This is a genomic window from Aminobacter sp. BA135 (assembly GCF_050859125.1).
GTDB classification, from domain to species: Bacteria; Pseudomonadota; Alphaproteobacteria; order Rhizobiales; family Rhizobiaceae; genus Aminobacter; species Aminobacter ciceronei.
Genome location: NZ_CP139572.1, coordinates 4,396,019 through 4,411,440 on the forward strand (window position 1 = coordinate 4,396,019; position 15,422 = coordinate 4,411,440).

General features: G+C 64.5%; 14 protein-coding genes. 3 read left to right on the forward strand and 11 right to left on the reverse strand.

Annotated elements, in window-relative coordinates:
• Positions 1-104 precede the first annotated feature (104 nt).
• The 5 genes from SLT36_RS21450 to SLT36_RS21470 form a co-directional block, all read right to left on the reverse strand.
• A complete protein-coding gene (locus SLT36_RS21450; protein ID WP_432284336.1) occupies positions 105-2,210 on the reverse strand; it encodes a molybdopterin-containing oxidoreductase family protein in 2,106 nt (701 codons plus the stop codon).
• 206 nt (positions 2,211-2,416) lie between these two features.
• Positions 2,417-4,294: an ABC-F family ATP-binding cassette domain-containing protein gene (locus tag SLT36_RS21455; protein WP_432284337.1), complete on the reverse strand. Its 1,878-nt coding sequence runs from the start codon at positions 4,292-4,294 to the stop codon at positions 2,417-2,419.
• Between the two features lie 149 nt (positions 4,295-4,443).
• Positions 4,444-5,712, reverse strand: coding sequence for an MFS transporter (locus SLT36_RS21460; protein WP_432284338.1), 1,269 nt, complete (start codon positions 5,710-5,712; stop codon positions 4,444-4,446).
• A 312-nt stretch (positions 5,713-6,024) separates the two neighbouring features.
• A complete protein-coding gene (locus SLT36_RS21465; protein WP_432284339.1) occupies positions 6,025-6,687 on the reverse strand; it encodes a hypothetical protein in 663 nt (220 codons plus the stop codon).
• A 204-nt stretch (positions 6,688-6,891) separates the two neighbouring features.
• The gene (locus SLT36_RS21470) at positions 6,892-7,404 is read right to left on the reverse strand and encodes a DinB family protein (protein ID WP_432284340.1); all 513 of its coding nucleotides are present in this window, start codon (positions 7,402-7,404) and stop codon (positions 6,892-6,894) included.
• Between the two features lie 56 nt (positions 7,405-7,460).
• Between SLT36_RS21470 and SLT36_RS21475 the strand changes: the two genes are divergently transcribed.
• Together SLT36_RS21475 and ndk are read left to right on the forward strand one after the other, a co-directional pair.
• Positions 7,461-8,153 carry a glutathione S-transferase family protein gene (locus SLT36_RS21475; protein WP_432284341.1) on the forward strand — a complete coding sequence of 231 codons (693 nt, stop codon included), beginning with the start codon at positions 7,461-7,463 and terminating at the stop codon, positions 8,151-8,153.
• Between the two features lie 74 nt (positions 8,154-8,227).
• Complete coding sequence (ndk, locus tag SLT36_RS21480; protein WP_067964005.1) at positions 8,228-8,650, forward strand: nucleoside-diphosphate kinase; 423 nt, start codon at positions 8,228-8,230, stop codon at positions 8,648-8,650.
• 171 nt (positions 8,651-8,821) lie between these two features.
• Here ndk and SLT36_RS21485 read toward each other — a convergent pair whose 3' ends face one another.
• From SLT36_RS21485 to SLT36_RS21510, 6 genes are all read right to left on the reverse strand, one after another.
• On the reverse strand, positions 8,822-9,589 hold the full coding sequence (locus tag SLT36_RS21485; RefSeq protein ID WP_432284342.1) for an META domain-containing protein: 768 nt from the start codon (positions 9,587-9,589) through the stop codon (positions 8,822-8,824).
• Between the two features lie 175 nt (positions 9,590-9,764).
• Positions 9,765-10,232: a molybdenum cofactor biosynthesis protein MoaE gene (locus SLT36_RS21490; protein ID WP_432284343.1), complete on the reverse strand. Its 468-nt coding sequence runs from the start codon at positions 10,230-10,232 to the stop codon at positions 9,765-9,767.
• A gap of 4 nt (positions 10,233-10,236) precedes the next feature.
• A complete protein-coding gene (moaD, locus tag SLT36_RS21495) occupies positions 10,237-10,491 on the reverse strand; it encodes a molybdopterin converting factor subunit 1 (RefSeq protein WP_192317632.1) in 255 nt (84 codons plus the stop codon).
• Positions 10,492-10,495: 4 nt separating this feature from the next.
• Positions 10,496-11,092 carry a CDP-diacylglycerol--glycerol-3-phosphate 3-phosphatidyltransferase gene (gene pgsA, locus SLT36_RS21500; RefSeq protein ID WP_432284344.1) on the reverse strand — a complete coding sequence of 199 codons (597 nt, stop codon included), beginning with the start codon at positions 11,090-11,092 and terminating at the stop codon, positions 10,496-10,498.
• Between the two features lie 105 nt (positions 11,093-11,197).
• Entirely contained in the window at positions 11,198-13,282 is a 2,085-nt protein-coding gene (gene uvrC / locus SLT36_RS21505) for an excinuclease ABC subunit UvrC (protein WP_432284345.1), read from the reverse strand.
• Complete coding sequence (locus tag SLT36_RS21510; protein ID WP_432284346.1) at positions 13,279-14,043, reverse strand: SDR family oxidoreductase; 765 nt, start codon at positions 14,041-14,043, stop codon at positions 13,279-13,281. The genes uvrC and SLT36_RS21510 overlap by 4 nt, the downstream gene beginning before the upstream one ends.
• Positions 14,044-14,458: 415 nt before the next feature.
• Between SLT36_RS21510 and SLT36_RS21515 the strand changes: the two genes are divergently transcribed.
• Positions 14,459-15,118: an outer membrane protein gene (locus tag SLT36_RS21515; protein ID WP_432284347.1), complete on the forward strand. Its 660-nt coding sequence runs from the start codon at positions 14,459-14,461 to the stop codon at positions 15,116-15,118.
• Positions 15,119-15,422 lie beyond the last annotated feature (304 nt).

Here is a 15,422-nt window from a genome sequence, read left to right on the forward strand (position 1 = left end):
GACCGACTCCGGCGGGGTGACATCGCGTCTGTTCCCCAACCAGCGAGCAGCCAGCTTCCGCGCCATCGCGCAACCGGCCTTGATGCGGCTATGGCTTCAAGAGCCTACGCCGCCCTCACCCAGACCTTGTTGTCGTGCACGGCAGCACCGCCGTAAGGCGCCGGCGCGTCGGCGCCGGTCAGCACGTTGATGCCTTCGCCGCGCTCATGGTCGGAGTTCGGCCAGATGCCTTCGGCGATGACGACGCCGCGCTTGATCTTGTCGAACAGGCGGGCATGCAGCACGACCTCGCCGCGCATGTTGCCGATCTCGACGCGGTCGCCGGTCGAAAGCCCAAGTTCTGCCGCGTCCTCGGAATGGATCAACAGTTCCGGCCGCCCTTCCTTCTCGCGCGACACCGGCGTTTCGGCGAAGGTCGAGTTGAGGAAATTGCGCGCCGGCGACGTCGCCAGGCGGAACGGATGGGCGGCATCGGCCACCTCGATCAGGTCGACATGGTCGGGGAATTCGGGCAGCTGCGCGACCGGGCCGAAGATGCCCATGCTGCGCGGCGGCTTGTTGGGGGCGGCACCACCGTTCCACTCAGGCCTGAAGCGGAACTTGCCGTCGGCATGGCCGAAGCCGTTGAGGAAATGCGCATCCTCGAACTTCGGCTGCATGTCGGCCCATTTCTGGTCCTTGAAGCTGTCGAAATTGCCGAGGCCCTTCTTTTCCAGCATGACGTCGATGTGCTGGCGTTCGGTCAGGCCGAAGCCCGGCATGTCGGACACGCCGAGCCGCCTGGCCAGTTCCTCGATGACATAGTGGTTGGTGCGCGGGCCCTCGGGCGGGTCGATCAGCTTCGGGCCCAGCGTGATGTGCTGGTTGCCGCCGCCCTTGTAGATGTCGTCATGCTCGAGGAACATCGTTGCCGGCAGGACGACGTCGGCAAGCTTGGCCGTGTCGGTCATGAACTGCTCGTGCACGCAGGTGAACAGGTCGTCGCGCAGAAGACCCTTGACCACCAGCCGCTGCTCGGGCGCGACATTGGCCGGATTGGTGTTCTGGATCAAAAGTGCGGTCACAGGCGGGCCGCCATAGAGCGCGTCCTCGGCATTGGTCAGCACCGGGCCGATGCGCGAATGGTCGAGATAACGGATGTTGGGATCGCGGAATTTGGTGCCTTCGAGCAGCTCGCCATTGAGCTTGAAGATGCCCGAATTGGAGTGGAAGGCGCCGCCGCCTTCATATTGCCAGGCCCCCGTCACCGCCGGGATCGACAGCGCCGCATGCATGTTGACCGAGCCGTTGCGCTGGCGCGAAAAACCGTAGCCCAGGCGGAAGAAGGTCTTCTTGGTGGTGCCGACGAGCCGGGCGAAGGCCTCGATCTCCTCGACCGTAAGACCTGTTATGGCGGCCGCCCATTCCGGCGTCTTGTCGGCGAGATGCGCTTCCAGGCCCCTGGGGTCGTCGGTGTATTTTTCGAGATAGGCGCGGTCGGCAAACCCGTCGCGGAACAGCACATGCATGACGGCGCAGGCAAGGGCCGCGTCGGTGCCGGGCTTCAGCACCAGCCCCATGTCGGCCTGCTTCAGCGTCGCCGTCTCGTAGATGTCGATGACGACGATCCTGGCGCCGCGTTCCTTGCGCGCCTTGATCGCATGGGTCATCACATTGACCTGGGTGACGACAGCATTGGTGCCCCAGATGACGACGCAGTCCGACTTGCCGATCTCGCGCGGATCGCTGCCGCGCAGCGCACCTGTGCCCATGACATAACCGGTCCAGGCGAGATTGGTGCAGATCGAGCCGAAGAAGCCGGAATATTTCTTGGCGTGGCGCAGCCTTTCGATGCCGTCGCGCTGCACCAGCCCCATCGTGCCGGCGTAGAAATAGGGCCAGACCGTCTCCGAGCCATATATTGCCTCGGCGGCGATGAATTTTTCCGCGACGAGATCGAGAGCGGCTTCCCAGCTCGCTTCCTTCCAGGTGCCGTCACCCTTGGTGCCGGCGCGGACCAGCGGCTTCAGCAGCCGGTCGGGATGGTGGACGCGGTCGGCATAACGGGCGACCTTGGCGCAGATGACGCCTGCGGTATAGCTGTTGGACTTGGCGCCATGCACACGCCCGATGCGCTTGTCGTCGAGCAGCTCGACTTCGAGCGCGCAGGTCGAGGGGCAGTCATGCGGGCAGGCCGAATGGCCGATCCTGATCTTGGCGTGCTGGTTCATGGCGCCGTTTTACCCTGATGTCGGCTTGCGGTGTAGGGCCAATTGCGGACCGCTGCATGACCCTCCCCCTTGTGGGTCGAGCGGGCAAGCAAGGCGAGTAAGGCGGGATGGGGTGATCTCGGCCACCCCCCACCCGGAGCTTCGGTCCGCCCCTCCCACCCCGGACTTCGGTCCGACCCTTCGCAAAAGCGGGAGGGTAAGATGCCCTACTCCGCGACGCCTTCTTCATATTCGGCCGACATGGTCAGCCACTTCTCTTCGTTGGTTTCGAGCTGGGCCGACAGCTGCGAGCGTTCCTTGGCCAGCTGCGTCGCCGTCGTCGGGTCCTTTTCATAGAGCTTGGGATCGGCGAGCTGGTCCTCGATGCCGTCGATGCGCTTGCGGATGCGGTCCATCAGCGCCTCGGTGGCGCGGATTTCCTTGGCCAGCGGCTCGAGTGCGGCGCGCCGTGCGGCGGCCTCGCGGCGCTTGTCGGCCTTCGATGCCTTGTCGGCCTCGCGCTCCTTGCGCCGGTCGCCCGACACGCCCGTCACCAGCGTCTTGTAGTCCTCGAGGTCGCCGTCATAAGGGTTGACCGAGCCGTCCTTGACCAGCCACAGCCGGTCGGCCGTGGCTTCCAGCAGGTGGCGGTCGTGGGAAATCAGGATGACGGCGCCGGGAAACTCGTTGAGCGCCATGATCAGCGCCTCGCGGCTGTCGATGTCGAGGTGGTTGGTCGGCTCGTCGAGGATGAACAGGTTCGGCCCGTCAAAGGCCGACAGGCCCATCAGAAGCCGCGCCTTTTCGCCACCGGACAGGTCCTTGGCGGCGGTGTTCATCTTTTCGGTCGGCAGGCCGAACTGGGCGACACGCGCCCTGACCTTCGATTCCGGCGCCTCCGGCATCAGCCGGCGGACATGCTCATAAGCATTTTCCTCGGGCCTGAGATCGTCGAGCTGGTGCTGGGCGAAGATCGCCACCTTGAGCCCCGGCGCGACCGTCACCGAGCCGGTCTCGGCCTTGAGCCGGCCGGCCAGAAGCTTGGCGAAGGTCGACTTGCCGTTGCCGTTGGCGCCGAGCAGGGCGATGCGGTCGTCGGCGTCGATGCGCAAGGTCATCTTCTTGAGGATCGGCTTGTCGGCCTGGTAGCCGACATTGACCTTGTCGAGGGCAACGATCGGCGAGGCCACGGTCTTGACCGGCTCGGGGAAGCTGAACGGGCGCACATTGTCTTCGATCAGTGCTGCGATCGGCTTCATCTTCTCCAGCGCCTTGATGCGCGACTGCGCCTGGCGCGCCTTCGAGGCCTTGGCCCGGAAGCGGTCGACGAAGGACTGCAGGTGCTTGCGCGCCGCCTCCTGCTTGACGCGGCCCTTTTCCTGCAGCTCGCGCTGCTCTGCGATCTGGCGCTCGAACTGGTCGTAGCCGCCGCGCCAGAAGGTCATCTTCTTCTGGTCGAGATGGACGATCGAATTGACGGCGCGGTTGAGCAGGTCGCGGTCGTGGCTGATCAGGAGCACCGTGTGCGGATATTTCGAGACATAGTTCTCGAGCCACAACGTGCCTTCGAGATCGAGATAGTTGGTCGGCTCGTCGAGCAGCAAAAGATCGGGTTCGGAAAACAGCACGGCGGCGAGCGCCACGCGCATGCGCCAGCCGCCCGAGAATGACGAGGCCGGGCGCTTCTGCGCCTCGTCGTCGAAGCCGAGGCCGGCAAGGATGGTGGCGGCGCGGGACTCCGCCGAATGGGCGTCGATGTCGGCAAGGCGGATGTGGATCTCGGCGATGCGGTGCGGGTCGGTGGCGGTCTTTTCCTCGGCGAGAAGTGCCGAGCGCTCGACATCGGCCTTGAGCACGATGTCGATCAGCGGCTCCTCGGTGCCGGGCGCTTCCTGCGCGACCTGGCCGATGCGGGTGTTCTTGGGCAGGCTGATGCTGCCGGTTTCCGAGCTGAAGTCGCCTGTTATCGCCTTGAACAGCGTGGTCTTGCCGGTGCCGTTGCGGCCGACAAGGCCGGCCTTGGTGCCGGCAGGCAAGGTCAGCGACGCGTGGTCGAGGAGAAGGCGTCCGGCAATGCGGAGGGAAAGGTCATTGATGATGAGCATGGCGTGGCGGTTTTGGCCGAGAGTTGCCGATATGGCAAGAGCGCGCCGCTCCAGCTTGCTGTTGCAGCATGATCTTTTCCTGGAACCGGTCACCCCAGGGGATCATGCCGGAGCACCGACGCATGATGGAAAGGGCCGTCGCCCGGCGATCAGGCGAAGGCCGGCCTCAGGCTGCGCTGCAGCGCTTCGCCTGGCATCTCGCCTGTCGCATCGATCGCCGCGCCGTCTGACGTGGCGGGCGGCGGCGCGGCGTGGCCGATGGCAAACAGCACGGCACTTCCGGCGGCCAGCATGGCAAACAGCATGAACATGCCCTGCCCGCCAAAGGCGCCCAGCGCCAGCCCGCCAAACAGCGGGCCAATGAAATTGCCGACCGAACTCAGCGAATGCGCGCCGAAATAGGCGCCGCGATTGCCGTCATTGGAGATCCTGTCGACAAGCACATATTCGGCCGGCACGACAAGCACCTCGCCGATGGTGAACAGCACCATGAAGCCGATCAGCATGGCGGCATTGGTGGAGACGGCAAAACCGAGCTCGCCGCCCAAAAACAGCAGGCAGCCGAGCACCATCGCCCGCAGCGGTCCGATCTTCTCGATCACCATACGCGCCGGCGCTGTGGCCAGCACCACCACGGCGGCGTTGGTCGTCACCAGCCAGGCGAAGATCTTCATGCCGTCGGCGACATTGGTGGTCAGATATTGCGACAAGGTCACCGACCACTGGCCGTAGACCGCCATCAAAAGCGTGCCGCCGCCGACATAAAACAGCAGCCGGCGGTCGCGCAAAGCGGCACTGAGCCGGCGCAGCCCGGGCGCCTGCTGCGGCGCGGCCTGTCCGCTGCGGTCGGCCAGTGCCGCCGGCACGACGGCGAAGATCGCCGCGGCAAAGACGAAATGCACCATGCCGGCAATGACGAAGGGCAAGGGCGAATTGGCGCCGATGGCCAGGCCGATCATCGGCCCGACGGCCCAGCCGGCATTGATGACGAGGTAGCGCCAGGAAAACATCCTGAGCCGCAGCTTCTCGGGCGCCGCATCGCTCATCAGCGCCCGCGACACCGGCTCATAGACCGCAGCCGACACCGACGAGACGATATGGGCCAGCGCAAAGGCCGCGACCGATTGCGCGAGACCGAGGCCGACAAGCCCGAGCCCGGCAAACAGAAGAGCTGTCACCAGCACCACGCGCCGGCCGATGCGGTCCGAAATGGTGCCGGCAAACGGGCTTATGGCAGCGCCGAGCAACGGCCCGGTGCCGATCAGCACGCCGATCCAGGCTGGGCTCAGGCCGAAATCGCCCTGCAGGCGGATGGCCAGGAAGGTCAGGCTCATGCCCCTGGCGATCGCCACCATGCCGGAACCGGCAATGAGCAACAGCACGATGGCCTGGCCGGTCTTGTCGCCGAATGGACGCACGTTTTTATCCCGATACAGAGAAAGCGACGTCAGGCCGGCTGGCCGGGCGCGGTCGCAGATGCTTCGTCTGGCCGAGATGACGTGCAAAGACAAGGCAAGTCACGCTGCCCAGAGGCAGCTATCTGATGATCCAGACATCTCATGACAAATACTGGGGTCATGACAAATACCGGGGCCATGACAAATACCGGGGTCATGACAAATACTGGGGCATGCCAAAAGACCGGCTCATGACAAGGGCCCGGGCCGACCGACCGCCGGAATCGAAACGGCCCGCAGGTGGCGGGCCGTCCGAAACATCTGGCGAAAGGCTCAGCGGCTTGCGGTGCGCAAAAGCTTGCACAGTTCGCGCAGGTCGCTTTCGAATGCACCCGGGTTGGACAGCACCATCTTGCAGCGCTTCACATAGGCAGCGATCTGGGCCTGCGACATGCCGCCGATGACGCCTGGGTTGATGCCGGGGCCGCCGGGGCCACCAGGACCGCCGGGTCCGCCGGGACCGCCAGGACCGGCAATGCCGGGTCCGCCGATGTTGACGCCGATGTCGGCGAGCGTGTTGCCGGCGAGGCCGACATTGGCATTCACACCGACCAGCCCGTTGTTGCCGCCGACATTGGCGCCGACATTGGCGGCCAGCCCGTTATTGCCGCCCACGGTGGCTTTGGCCGTGGCGTCGACGAGGCCTTTGCTTCCGCCGGCGCCCGCGTTCAGACCCGCATTGATGCCATTGGAACCGCCAACGCTGGCGCTGACGTTGGCACCTGTGCCGCCCGGATTGCCGCCGGAACCCAAGCCTATGTCGGCATTGACGCCGCCGGACCCGCCGACGGTAGCGCCCACTCCGCCTGAATCGATCGAAACACCAAGTCCACTGCTGCGGTTGCCTATGTCCAGGGCGCTGGCTGGCGCGCAGAGCGCCACAAAAACGATACCACCCGCCAGTGTCTTGGCAATTGCCTTCGATATACCAGTCATGGAAGTCTCCCTGTGGTTGCCGATCCCAGCACCCAGCCTTGAGACTGGCTGCCGGCATAGTAACGAACCCACGTGGCAATAAGTTTCACCTACCCCCCGGACATCATCAACTTTTTTACTGCCACCCTGAATTGCGTTACATGAAGCAGTAGACGATCGAATCCTTTTCATTATGTTCGTTGCAAGCATAAAATTTTATGCAATTTAAGCGAATGCTCTGCCATCTTCGGTGCGCTGGAAGTAAATGAGATCGAGAGCTACGGACGGGCGCCCGAGAACTGTCAGGATCATGTGCGCCTGGCCGCGATGATGCGTCTGGTGGTTGAAAAGGTGCATCAGGGCCGGCGCCAGCCGCTGCGAGATGGTGCGCATGTCGGTGATGGTCATGTAGGTGAAGCGCCCTGTGAATGCCTTGTCGCCGAGCGAGCCGATCCACTCGACGATGCGCCTGTCCTCAGCCTGGCGCGCGGCGCGCAATCTGTCGAAATCGGCATGGATGATCGCATCGAGCTGAGATGGCGCGTCGCCCTCGCCGGTGAAACGCTTCAGCCAGACACGGTCGGCGACCAGCAGATGGTTGAGCGTTCCCTTCATCGACTTGAAGACGGCGCCGGTGTCGCGCTCATAGTCTTGCGTTTCGAGCTCGGCTGCGGCCTCATAGATGCGCTCATTGGCCCATTGATTGTAAGCGGCCAACATCATGAAATGCTGTTTCATCCGATATCCCTAAGTGTTTCGAAATCAGCTTCTTACTACAGCCCATCGGGAACCCAATGACCATTCTCCTCTACGACCTCGTCGGCAGCGATATGACGCGCCCGTTCAGCCCGCATTGCTGGAAAGCGGCGATGGCGCTGGCACATAAGGGGCTGGACTTCAGCACCATGCCGACACGTTTCCTCGACGTGCCCGATATCGAAGGCGGTGCCTCGAAAACCGTCCCGGTCATCCGCGACGGCGACATCGTGGTCGCCGATTCCTTCGCCATCGCGCTCCATCTCGAACAGGCCTATCCCGACAGGCCGTCGTTGTTTTCAGGCGCCGGCGGCGAGGCCCATGCCCGCTTCATCGAACGCTGGTCGCAACTGACCATCCATCCGTTCGTCAGCGTCGCCGCGCTGACCGCCCTGCACGGCATGCAGGACGAGGCCAACGCCGCCTATTTCCTTCAAAGCCGCGAGGCACGTTTCGGCAGGACGCTCGAAGAGGTCAGCGCCGGACGCGATGCCGGGCTCCAGGGCTTCAGGGCGTCGCTCGAGCCGCTGCGCAGCATGCTGACCTACCAGCCGTGGATCGGCGGCGATCGCCCGCTGTTTGCCGACTACATCGTCTTCGGCGCGCTGCAATGGGCCCGCATCGCCACGCCCTACCAGCTGCTCGACGCGGCCGACCCGATCGCCGCCTGGTTCGGCCGTTGCCTCGAGCTCCATGACGGCCTTGCTGCCCGCGTGGCTGCGGCGGCCTAGCCCCTTGGCAATGCGGCGGGCGGCCTGTATAGAGCCCGCCACACTGCAAATCCCAGAAATCACAAGGACCAGACATGGCGATCGAACGCACATTTTCGATGATCAAGCCGGACGCAACCCGCCGCAACCTGACCGGCGCCATCACCAAGATGCTCGAAGACGCCGGCCTGCGCGTCGTCGCTTCGAAGCGCGTCTGGATGAGCCGCCGCGAGGCCGAAGGCTTCTACGCCGTGCACAAGGAACGCCCCTTCTTCGGCGAGCTGGTCGAGTTCATGTCGTCGGCGCCGACCATCGTCCAGGTTCTCGAAGGCGAAAACGCCATTGCCAAGAACCGCGAAGTGATGGGCGCCACCAATCCGGCAAACGCTGCCGAAGGCACCATCCGCAAGGTCCACGCTTTGTCGATCGGCGAAAACTCGGTGCATGGCTCGGACGCCCCCGAGACCGCCGCTGAAGAGATCGCCTACTGGTTCTCGGGCACCGAAATCGTCGGCTGATCCGGCCGTCGAACAGCGGCTGACAAGTTGCTGATCCAGAATCGAAAGCCGGGGTGGCAACGCCCCGGCTTTTTCTTTGGTTCTCTGCCGCTGGCCTTGCCTGCCGGCCAGAGATTTCAACGGCTTGGCGGGGTTTCAGGCGAAACCGATTCAATCAGTTGCGAAACTGATTCAGCTTGCCGCGGCAAAACGCAATATGTCCTTGCCGTCCTTGTCGGCCAGCACAAGCTTGCCCTCAACGATCCTGAAGCTGGCAGCGCGCTCCAGCGCCTGATGGAACTTGTGTTCCTGGTCCATCACCGCCTGCTCGCAGGCCATCTCGGTCGAGCCGATCTGGCCGAAGGCCACCTTTTGGCCGTCGACCTTGGCGCTGCCGAAGAAGCCGTTGCAGCCGCCGCGACCGGAGACCTTGCCGTCGTTCGCGATGCGCAATGTCGGCCTGGCCTTGTCATGAGCGGCCGCGCCGTCAATGTCCTCAGCAACCCAGTCGCGGTCGAAAATCGTCACCTCTTCGGCAGTGCTGGACTGGCGGACCATCTTGACCTGGATCGTCTGCGGCCCCGCCGTCAGCGGATCGAGCGAATGCCTGACATCGTTGATGAACCAGAGCTGGTCGTCGACGCTGATGCGCGCCTGCAACGCGTAGGTCATGTTGGTCTTGATCGCGGTGGGATCGAAGGGGATAGCGAACTTGATCGGCACCTGGCCCGCCGGATCGATCTTCTGCGCGCCGAGTATCCTTGCGGGGGCGTCGGCCAGCGAGACGTCGGCAAGCTGCACCTCGAGCACCGCATTCGCAGGCAAGGCGATGCGCTGGAGATAGACCACCTCGCCGGTAACAAGGGTTTCGTCAGCCGTTGCCAGGGTCGGAACGGCCATCATGCCGACCAGCAGCGGCGTCATGCCGAACATCAGGAATTCCGCGAGTTTGCCGAGCACGTTTGCCTCTCCGTTTCAGGTGTTGCCAGGGCGCGCGACGCGCCGTCCATCTGCCCCCGAGGCCGCCAAGCCGCGGGCCACGAGCGCCAAAACCACAAGGGCCACTACCAAGGCCCAAACTACCAATGAATGAGGTGGTTCGATGGCCGCCGAGAGCAATCGCGGCCGGCATCGCTCAGGACTTCGCCCAGCGGGCGGCGGCGGCGTCGTCGCTGTCCTTGGCGTCGACCCAGCTGCCCTCGCTGCCGTCGACAAGATGTTCCTTCTTCCAGAACGGGGCGCGCGACTTGAGATAGTCCATCAGGAAGTTTGCGGCGTCGAAGGCGGCCTGCCGGTGCCTGGAGGCGGTGACCACCAGCACGATGTTCTCGCCGGGCCTGATCTTGCCGAAGCGGTGGATGGCGGTGATGCCGGCCAGCGGCCAGCGCGCCAGAGCCTCTTGGGCGATGCGGGTGATCTCGGCCTCGGCCATGCCGGGATAATGTTCGAGCTCAAGTGCGGCCAGGCTGCCAGCCTCGTCGCGGCAGAGGCCGGTGAAGGTGACGACGGCGCCGACATCGGCCCTGCCCCCAGATATCAGCGCGATCTCGGCGGCGACGTCGAAGTCGCCGGCCTGGATGCGCACCACAGGCACGACGCTCATGGGGTCAGCCGCCCGTCATCGGCGGAAACAACGCGATCTCGCGCGCGCTGCCGATCTCTTCGCGGTGGTCGACATGTTCCTGGTTGATCGCGACGCGGATCACCTCGGGGTGCTGCAGGGCGCTTTCGAATTCCTCGCCGCGCGACTTCAGCCACAACAACAGGTCACGGACCGTCCTGACCTCGGCGGGCAGCTCGACCTCTTCCTCGGCCTTGCCGATCCGCTCGCGCACCCAGGCGAAATAGATGAGCTTGGTCATGGTCTCACTCGTCCATGATGTGCTTCAGGCCGGCACGGAAATAGTCATAGCCGGTGTAGAGCGTGACAAGGGCGGCGATCCACAACAGCACAAGGCCGATCTGGGTGGTCAGCGGAAAGATCTTGTCGCCGGCCGGGCCGGCCAGCAGGAAGGCGATGGCCACCATCTGAATCGCCGTCTTCCACTTGGCAAGCTGGGTCACCGGCACGCTGACCTTGAGTGCGGCAAGATATTCGCGCAGGCCCGAGACCAGGATTTCGCGGCACAGGATGATGATCGCCGCCCACAGCGACCAGCCGGCGATGCCGCCGCGATTGTCGGTGTCGGCGGCGAGCAACAGCAGGCAGGTGGCGACAAGCAGCTTGTCGGCGATCGGGTCGAGCATGCGGCCAATGTTGGAGGTCTGCTGCCAGGCGCGGGCCAGATAGCCGTCGAGGTAGTCGGTGATGCTGGCGACGACGAAGATCGCCAGCGCGCTCCAGCGGGCGAAATCGGACGATTGCAGCCGGCCTTCGAGGAAGAAGCAGAGCACGACCATCGGCACGGCAAGAATGCGGGCATAGGTCAGCATGTTGGGCAGATTGAATGCGCGCTGGGCCATGGTTTCTTATGCTCTTTCGTCTGCCGTAGTGAAATCAGAAGGCGGGCTTGGGGGTCAACTGTCTAGAGATAGCCCGGGCAGGCGCCGGACGACAATTCCCGTTGATCACCCATTATCGTGAAAATGGTTGTAAACAAGGCGCGCGATGGATTCCGAGATGCCTTCGACGGCCATCAGGTCGTCGACGGCCGCCCGGCTGACCGCCTTGGCGGTGCCGAAGGCGAGCAGCAGCGCGCGCTTGCGGCTCGGGCCGATGCCGCCGATCTCGTCGAGCGGGTTCTTGACCATTTCCTTCTTGCGCCGCGCCCGGTGCGAACCGATGGCGAAGCGGTGCGCCTCGTCGCGCAGGCGCTGGACGAAATAGAGCACGGGGTCGCGCACCGGCAGCGAGAACGACTCCTTGCCCCTGACGAAGAAACGCTCGCGTCCGGCTTCGCGGTCCTGGCCCTTGGCGACGCCGATCGCCACCACGCGGTCCTCGATGCCGAGCTCGGCCAGCATGGTCCGCACCGCCGTCATCTGGCCCTGGCCGCCGTCGATCAGGATGACGTCGGGCCAGGCCGGAAACGCGCCCGTATCCTCGATGTCAGCATCCTGATCCATGGCGGCCTCGTCCGCCCCTGGCTGGTCGCCGCCATGCTCCTTGAGCAGCCGCGAAAAGCGCCGCGTCATCACCTCGCGCATCATGCCGAAATCGTCGCCGGGGGTGATGTCGGTCGAGCGGATGTTGAACTTGCGGTACTGGTTCTTGACGAAGCCTTCGGGGCCGGCGACCACCATGCCGCCGACGGCATTGGTGCCCATGATGTGCGAGTTGTCGTAGACCTCGATGCGCACTGGCGGCTTGTCCAGCCCGAAGGTCTGGGCAAAACCTTCGAGCAGCCGCGCCTGGGTCGAGGTTTCCGCCAGCCGGCGGCCGAGCGCCTCGCGGGCGTTCTGCACGGCATGGTCGACGATGTCCTTCTTTTCGCCGCGCTGCGGCACCGAGATCGCCACCTTGTGGCCGGCGCGGGTGGACAGCGCCTCGGCCAGCAGCTCCTGTTCCTCGACCCCATGCGACAGAAGGATCGCCCGCGGCGACGGCTTGTCGTCATAGAACTGGGCCAGGAACGAGCCGAGCACCTCGGCCGCCTCCAGCGACGGGTCGGCCTTGGGGAAATAGGCGCGGTTGCCCCAGTTCTGGCCGGTGCGGAAGAAGAACACCTGGATGCCGGTCTGGCCGCCCTCCTGGTGGATGGCGAAGACGTCGGCCTCGTCGATGGTCTGCGGGTTGATGCCCTGGTGGCTCTGGACATGCGACAGCGCCGCCAGGCGGTCGCGATAGATGGCGGCGCGTTCGAAATCGAGCTCCTCGGCAGCATGCTGCATCTGGCTCGAAATCTCCGTCTTCACCTTCTGGCTGCGGCCGGACAGGAAGTCCCGGGCTTCCTGCACCAGCTCGTCATAGCCCTCGCGCGAGATCTCGCCGGTGCAAGGCGCCGCACAGCGCTTGATCTGGAACAGCAGGCAGGGCCGCGTGCGGTTGTCGAAGAACGAGTCGGTGCAGCTGCGCAAAAGGAAGGCGCGCTGCAGCGAGTTGATGGTGCGGCCGACCGCCTGGGCCGAGGCGAAGGGGCCGAAATAATCGCCGCCCTTGCGCGAGCGCGCGCCGCGATGCTTGTAGATGCCGGGTGCCGTGTGGTCGCTGGTCAGCATGATGTAAGGAAACGACTTGTCGTCGCGCATCAGGACGTTGAAGCGTGGCCTGAGGCGCTTGATCAGGTTTGCTTCGAGCAGCAGCGCCTCGATCTCGGTGCGGGTGACGACGAACTCCATCGTCGCCGTCTCGCGCACCATCTTGCCGATGCGGTTGGTGTGGAAGCGCCCCTGCGCGTAGTTGGTGACGCGCTTCTTCAGGCTGCGCGCCTTGCCGACATAGAGCACGTCGCCCGCCGCATTCATCATGCGGTAGACGCCGGGCGCATTGGGCAGCCGCTTGACCAGCGTCTGGATCACCTCGGCGCCGACCATGCCGTCGGCATCGCCGGCATGCGCGGTCCAGTCTATGGCGGTGAAAGGCAGGTCCGGACCGGAGGTGATGACGATCTCTTCCGCCGCCTCGTCGTCATCGAGCTCGGCTTCGGGCATGTCTTCGGCAGCCTTGCCGCCCTTGGGGAGGCCGGTGCCGGTATCGGAATGACGTGGTTTCATTCCACCATGCCTGTCACGTCAGGCGTCTGCCAGGCAAGATGCTGGCCGCCGTCCAGCGCGATCATCTGGCCGGTTATCGAGCGCGACTGCCAGAGATAGCGGATGGTGGCGCCGAACTCGCCGAGGGCGGGACCGTGCTTGAGGATCAGCCCGTCGAGCTGGGCGGCGAAGGCTGCCGCATCCTGGCGCGCGCTCGGCAGCGTCGGGCCGGGGCCGATGGCATTGACGCGAATCCTTGGCGCCAGCGCCTGCGCCATCGTCCTGGTCGCCGCCCACATCGCCGCCTTCGACAGCGAATAGGAGAAATAATGCGGTGTCGGCTTGAGCACGCGCTGGTCGATCATGTTGACGATCAGGCCGTCCGTCCCCTCGGGCAAAGCGGCGGCGAAGTTTTTGGCCAGCAGTGCCGGCGTCTTCACATGCAGGGCGAAATGCCTGTCCCACACCTCCCAGTCGAAATCGGTCACCGAATCGACCTCGAACACCGAGGCATTGTTGACCAGAAGCGAGATCGGGCCGAGCGCTGCCGCGGCAGCGGCGACAAGCCCGTCGACATCAGCCATGTCGGCGAGGTCGCATTGCACGACGGCGGCGCGGCCGCCGCCTGCATTGATGGTGGCGGCGAGATCGTCGGCGGCCTTGCGCGCGTGATTGCAATGGATGGCGACGCCGAAGCCATGCGCGGCAAGGTCTTCGACGATGGCGCGGCCGATGCGCTTGGCCCCGCCCGTCACCAACACATTGCCCGCCATCTCAGCCATCCCAGTCCTCTCATGCCGTCTGCCGGCTTCCGCACAGGCAGCTTTCGGCTACCCTTTGGTAACCTCTGTAAAAAGCCGTTCATCGATCCGGCGGCAATGTGGCGAATGCCCGGGATACCGCCGCAAATCGTGCCCGCGAAGCAGGCTTGCATGCGAGATATAGAACGGCCAACGCCTTGTACCAAGCGGCTTCAGGCAAAGGACTGGCAAAGCTCCTGACACGGCTGTTGCAGCGATGCAACGTCACGCTTCAGCCTCATTTGCGCCGGGCAATCACCCAGTTTCAGGTTCGGTTCAGCCGCATTTCGACCCGACATTCGGAACCGTTCGGCGCCCAGCCCGTTTCTCCCCCCGGACGGGCTAGGGGCGCCAGTTGAAAAAGAGCCAGTGTCTAGTTGGCTTAAGGAGTAAAACAATGACTGCCATTCTCAAGCACGCTCGTCCGCTTGCTGCGGCGTTCGGCCTGGTCGCGCTGGCCTCGATGCCTTCATTCGCTGCCGACGTCGTCATGGAAGAGCCGCCGGCACCTGCCGCGCCGATGGAACAGCCCCCCGTCAACACCTGGTCCGGCCCCTATGCCGGTGTGACGCTCGGCTACGGCTTCAGCGGTGAAGCTGACGCTGCCGGCAACAAGATCGGCACCAGCGGCTTCCTCGGCGGCGCCTTCGCTGGTTACAACTACCAGATGGACAACTTCGTCCTCGGTGCTGAAGGCGACCTCGGCTACAGCGGCGTCGAAGGCGACAATGCCGGTACCTCGGTGAAGAACGGCTTCGAAGGCTCGCTGCGCGCCCGTCTCGGCTATGTCGTGACCCCTGACATCCTGCTCTACGCCACCGCCGGTGGTGCTGGCGCACAGGTCAAGGCAACGCAGGGCGGCATCGAAGACAAGAACACCATGCTCGGCTGGACCGCCGGCGTCGGCACCGACGTCAAGCTCACCGAGTCTGTCTTCGGCCGCGTCGAGTACCGCTACACCGACCTCGGCACCGACACCTTTGCGCTGGGCGCAGGCAACACCGAGATCTCGAACAAGGATCACCGCATCCAGTTCGGCGTCGGCATGAAGTTCTGATCCCAGAGATCAGCACACACGAAAAAGCCGGGCTCGCGCCCGGCTTTTTTGTTGGCGTCGGCTTGAAGCGGAATGCTTGTCGGGACGCGCCCGAAGGCTGTCACTGAGGGCGTCTCGATTTTCCGGTGTCATGTCGACCGGCCTGTGCTGGGCGAGCGCTGGCAGCTCCCGTGCCGGTCGATTGATAACGTGACCACATCTAGATCGGCGCCCGGTAATAGTCGTAGGCACCGATAAGCGCATTGCCCGCAAGCTGGATGACATAGGCGAGCAGCGTCCGGCACCGCGCCCTGATGCGCTTCCC

Coding starts and splice junctions, on each gene's coding strand:
- SLT36_RS21490 (WP_432284343.1), bottom strand. CDS start 10,232: ATGAGCGTCGTGCCTGTGGTGCGCATCCAGGCCGGCGACTTCGACGTC.
- SLT36_RS21470 (WP_432284340.1), bottom strand. CDS start 7,404: ATGAAACAGCATTTCATGATGTTGGCCGCTTACAATCAATGGGCCAAT.
- SLT36_RS21515 (WP_432284347.1), top strand. CDS start 14,459: ATGACTGCCATTCTCAAGCACGCTCGTCCGCTTGCTGCGGCGTTCGGC.
- SLT36_RS21475 (WP_432284341.1), top strand. CDS start 7,461: ATGACCATTCTCCTCTACGACCTCGTCGGCAGCGATATGACGCGCCCG.
- SLT36_RS21450 (WP_432284336.1), bottom strand. CDS start 2,210: ATGAACCAGCACGCCAAGATCAGGATCGGCCATTCGGCCTGCCCGCAT.
- moaD (WP_192317632.1), bottom strand. CDS start 10,491: ATGACCAAGCTCATCTATTTCGCCTGGGTGCGCGAGCGGATCGGCAAG.
- SLT36_RS21455 (WP_432284337.1), bottom strand. CDS start 4,294: ATGCTCATCATCAATGACCTTTCCCTCCGCATTGCCGGACGCCTTCTC.
- SLT36_RS21465 (WP_432284339.1), bottom strand. CDS start 6,687: ATGACTGGTATATCGAAGGCAATTGCCAAGACACTGGCGGGTGGTATC.
- uvrC (WP_432284345.1), bottom strand. CDS start 13,282: ATGAAACCACGTCATTCCGATACCGGCACCGGCCTCCCCAAGGGCGGC.
- SLT36_RS21510 (WP_432284346.1), bottom strand. CDS start 14,043: ATGGCTGAGATGGCGGGCAATGTGTTGGTGACGGGCGGGGCCAAGCGC.
- ndk (WP_067964005.1), top strand. CDS start 8,228: ATGGCGATCGAACGCACATTTTCGATGATCAAGCCGGACGCAACCCGC.
- pgsA (WP_432284344.1), bottom strand. CDS start 11,092: ATGGCCCAGCGCGCATTCAATCTGCCCAACATGCTGACCTATGCCCGC.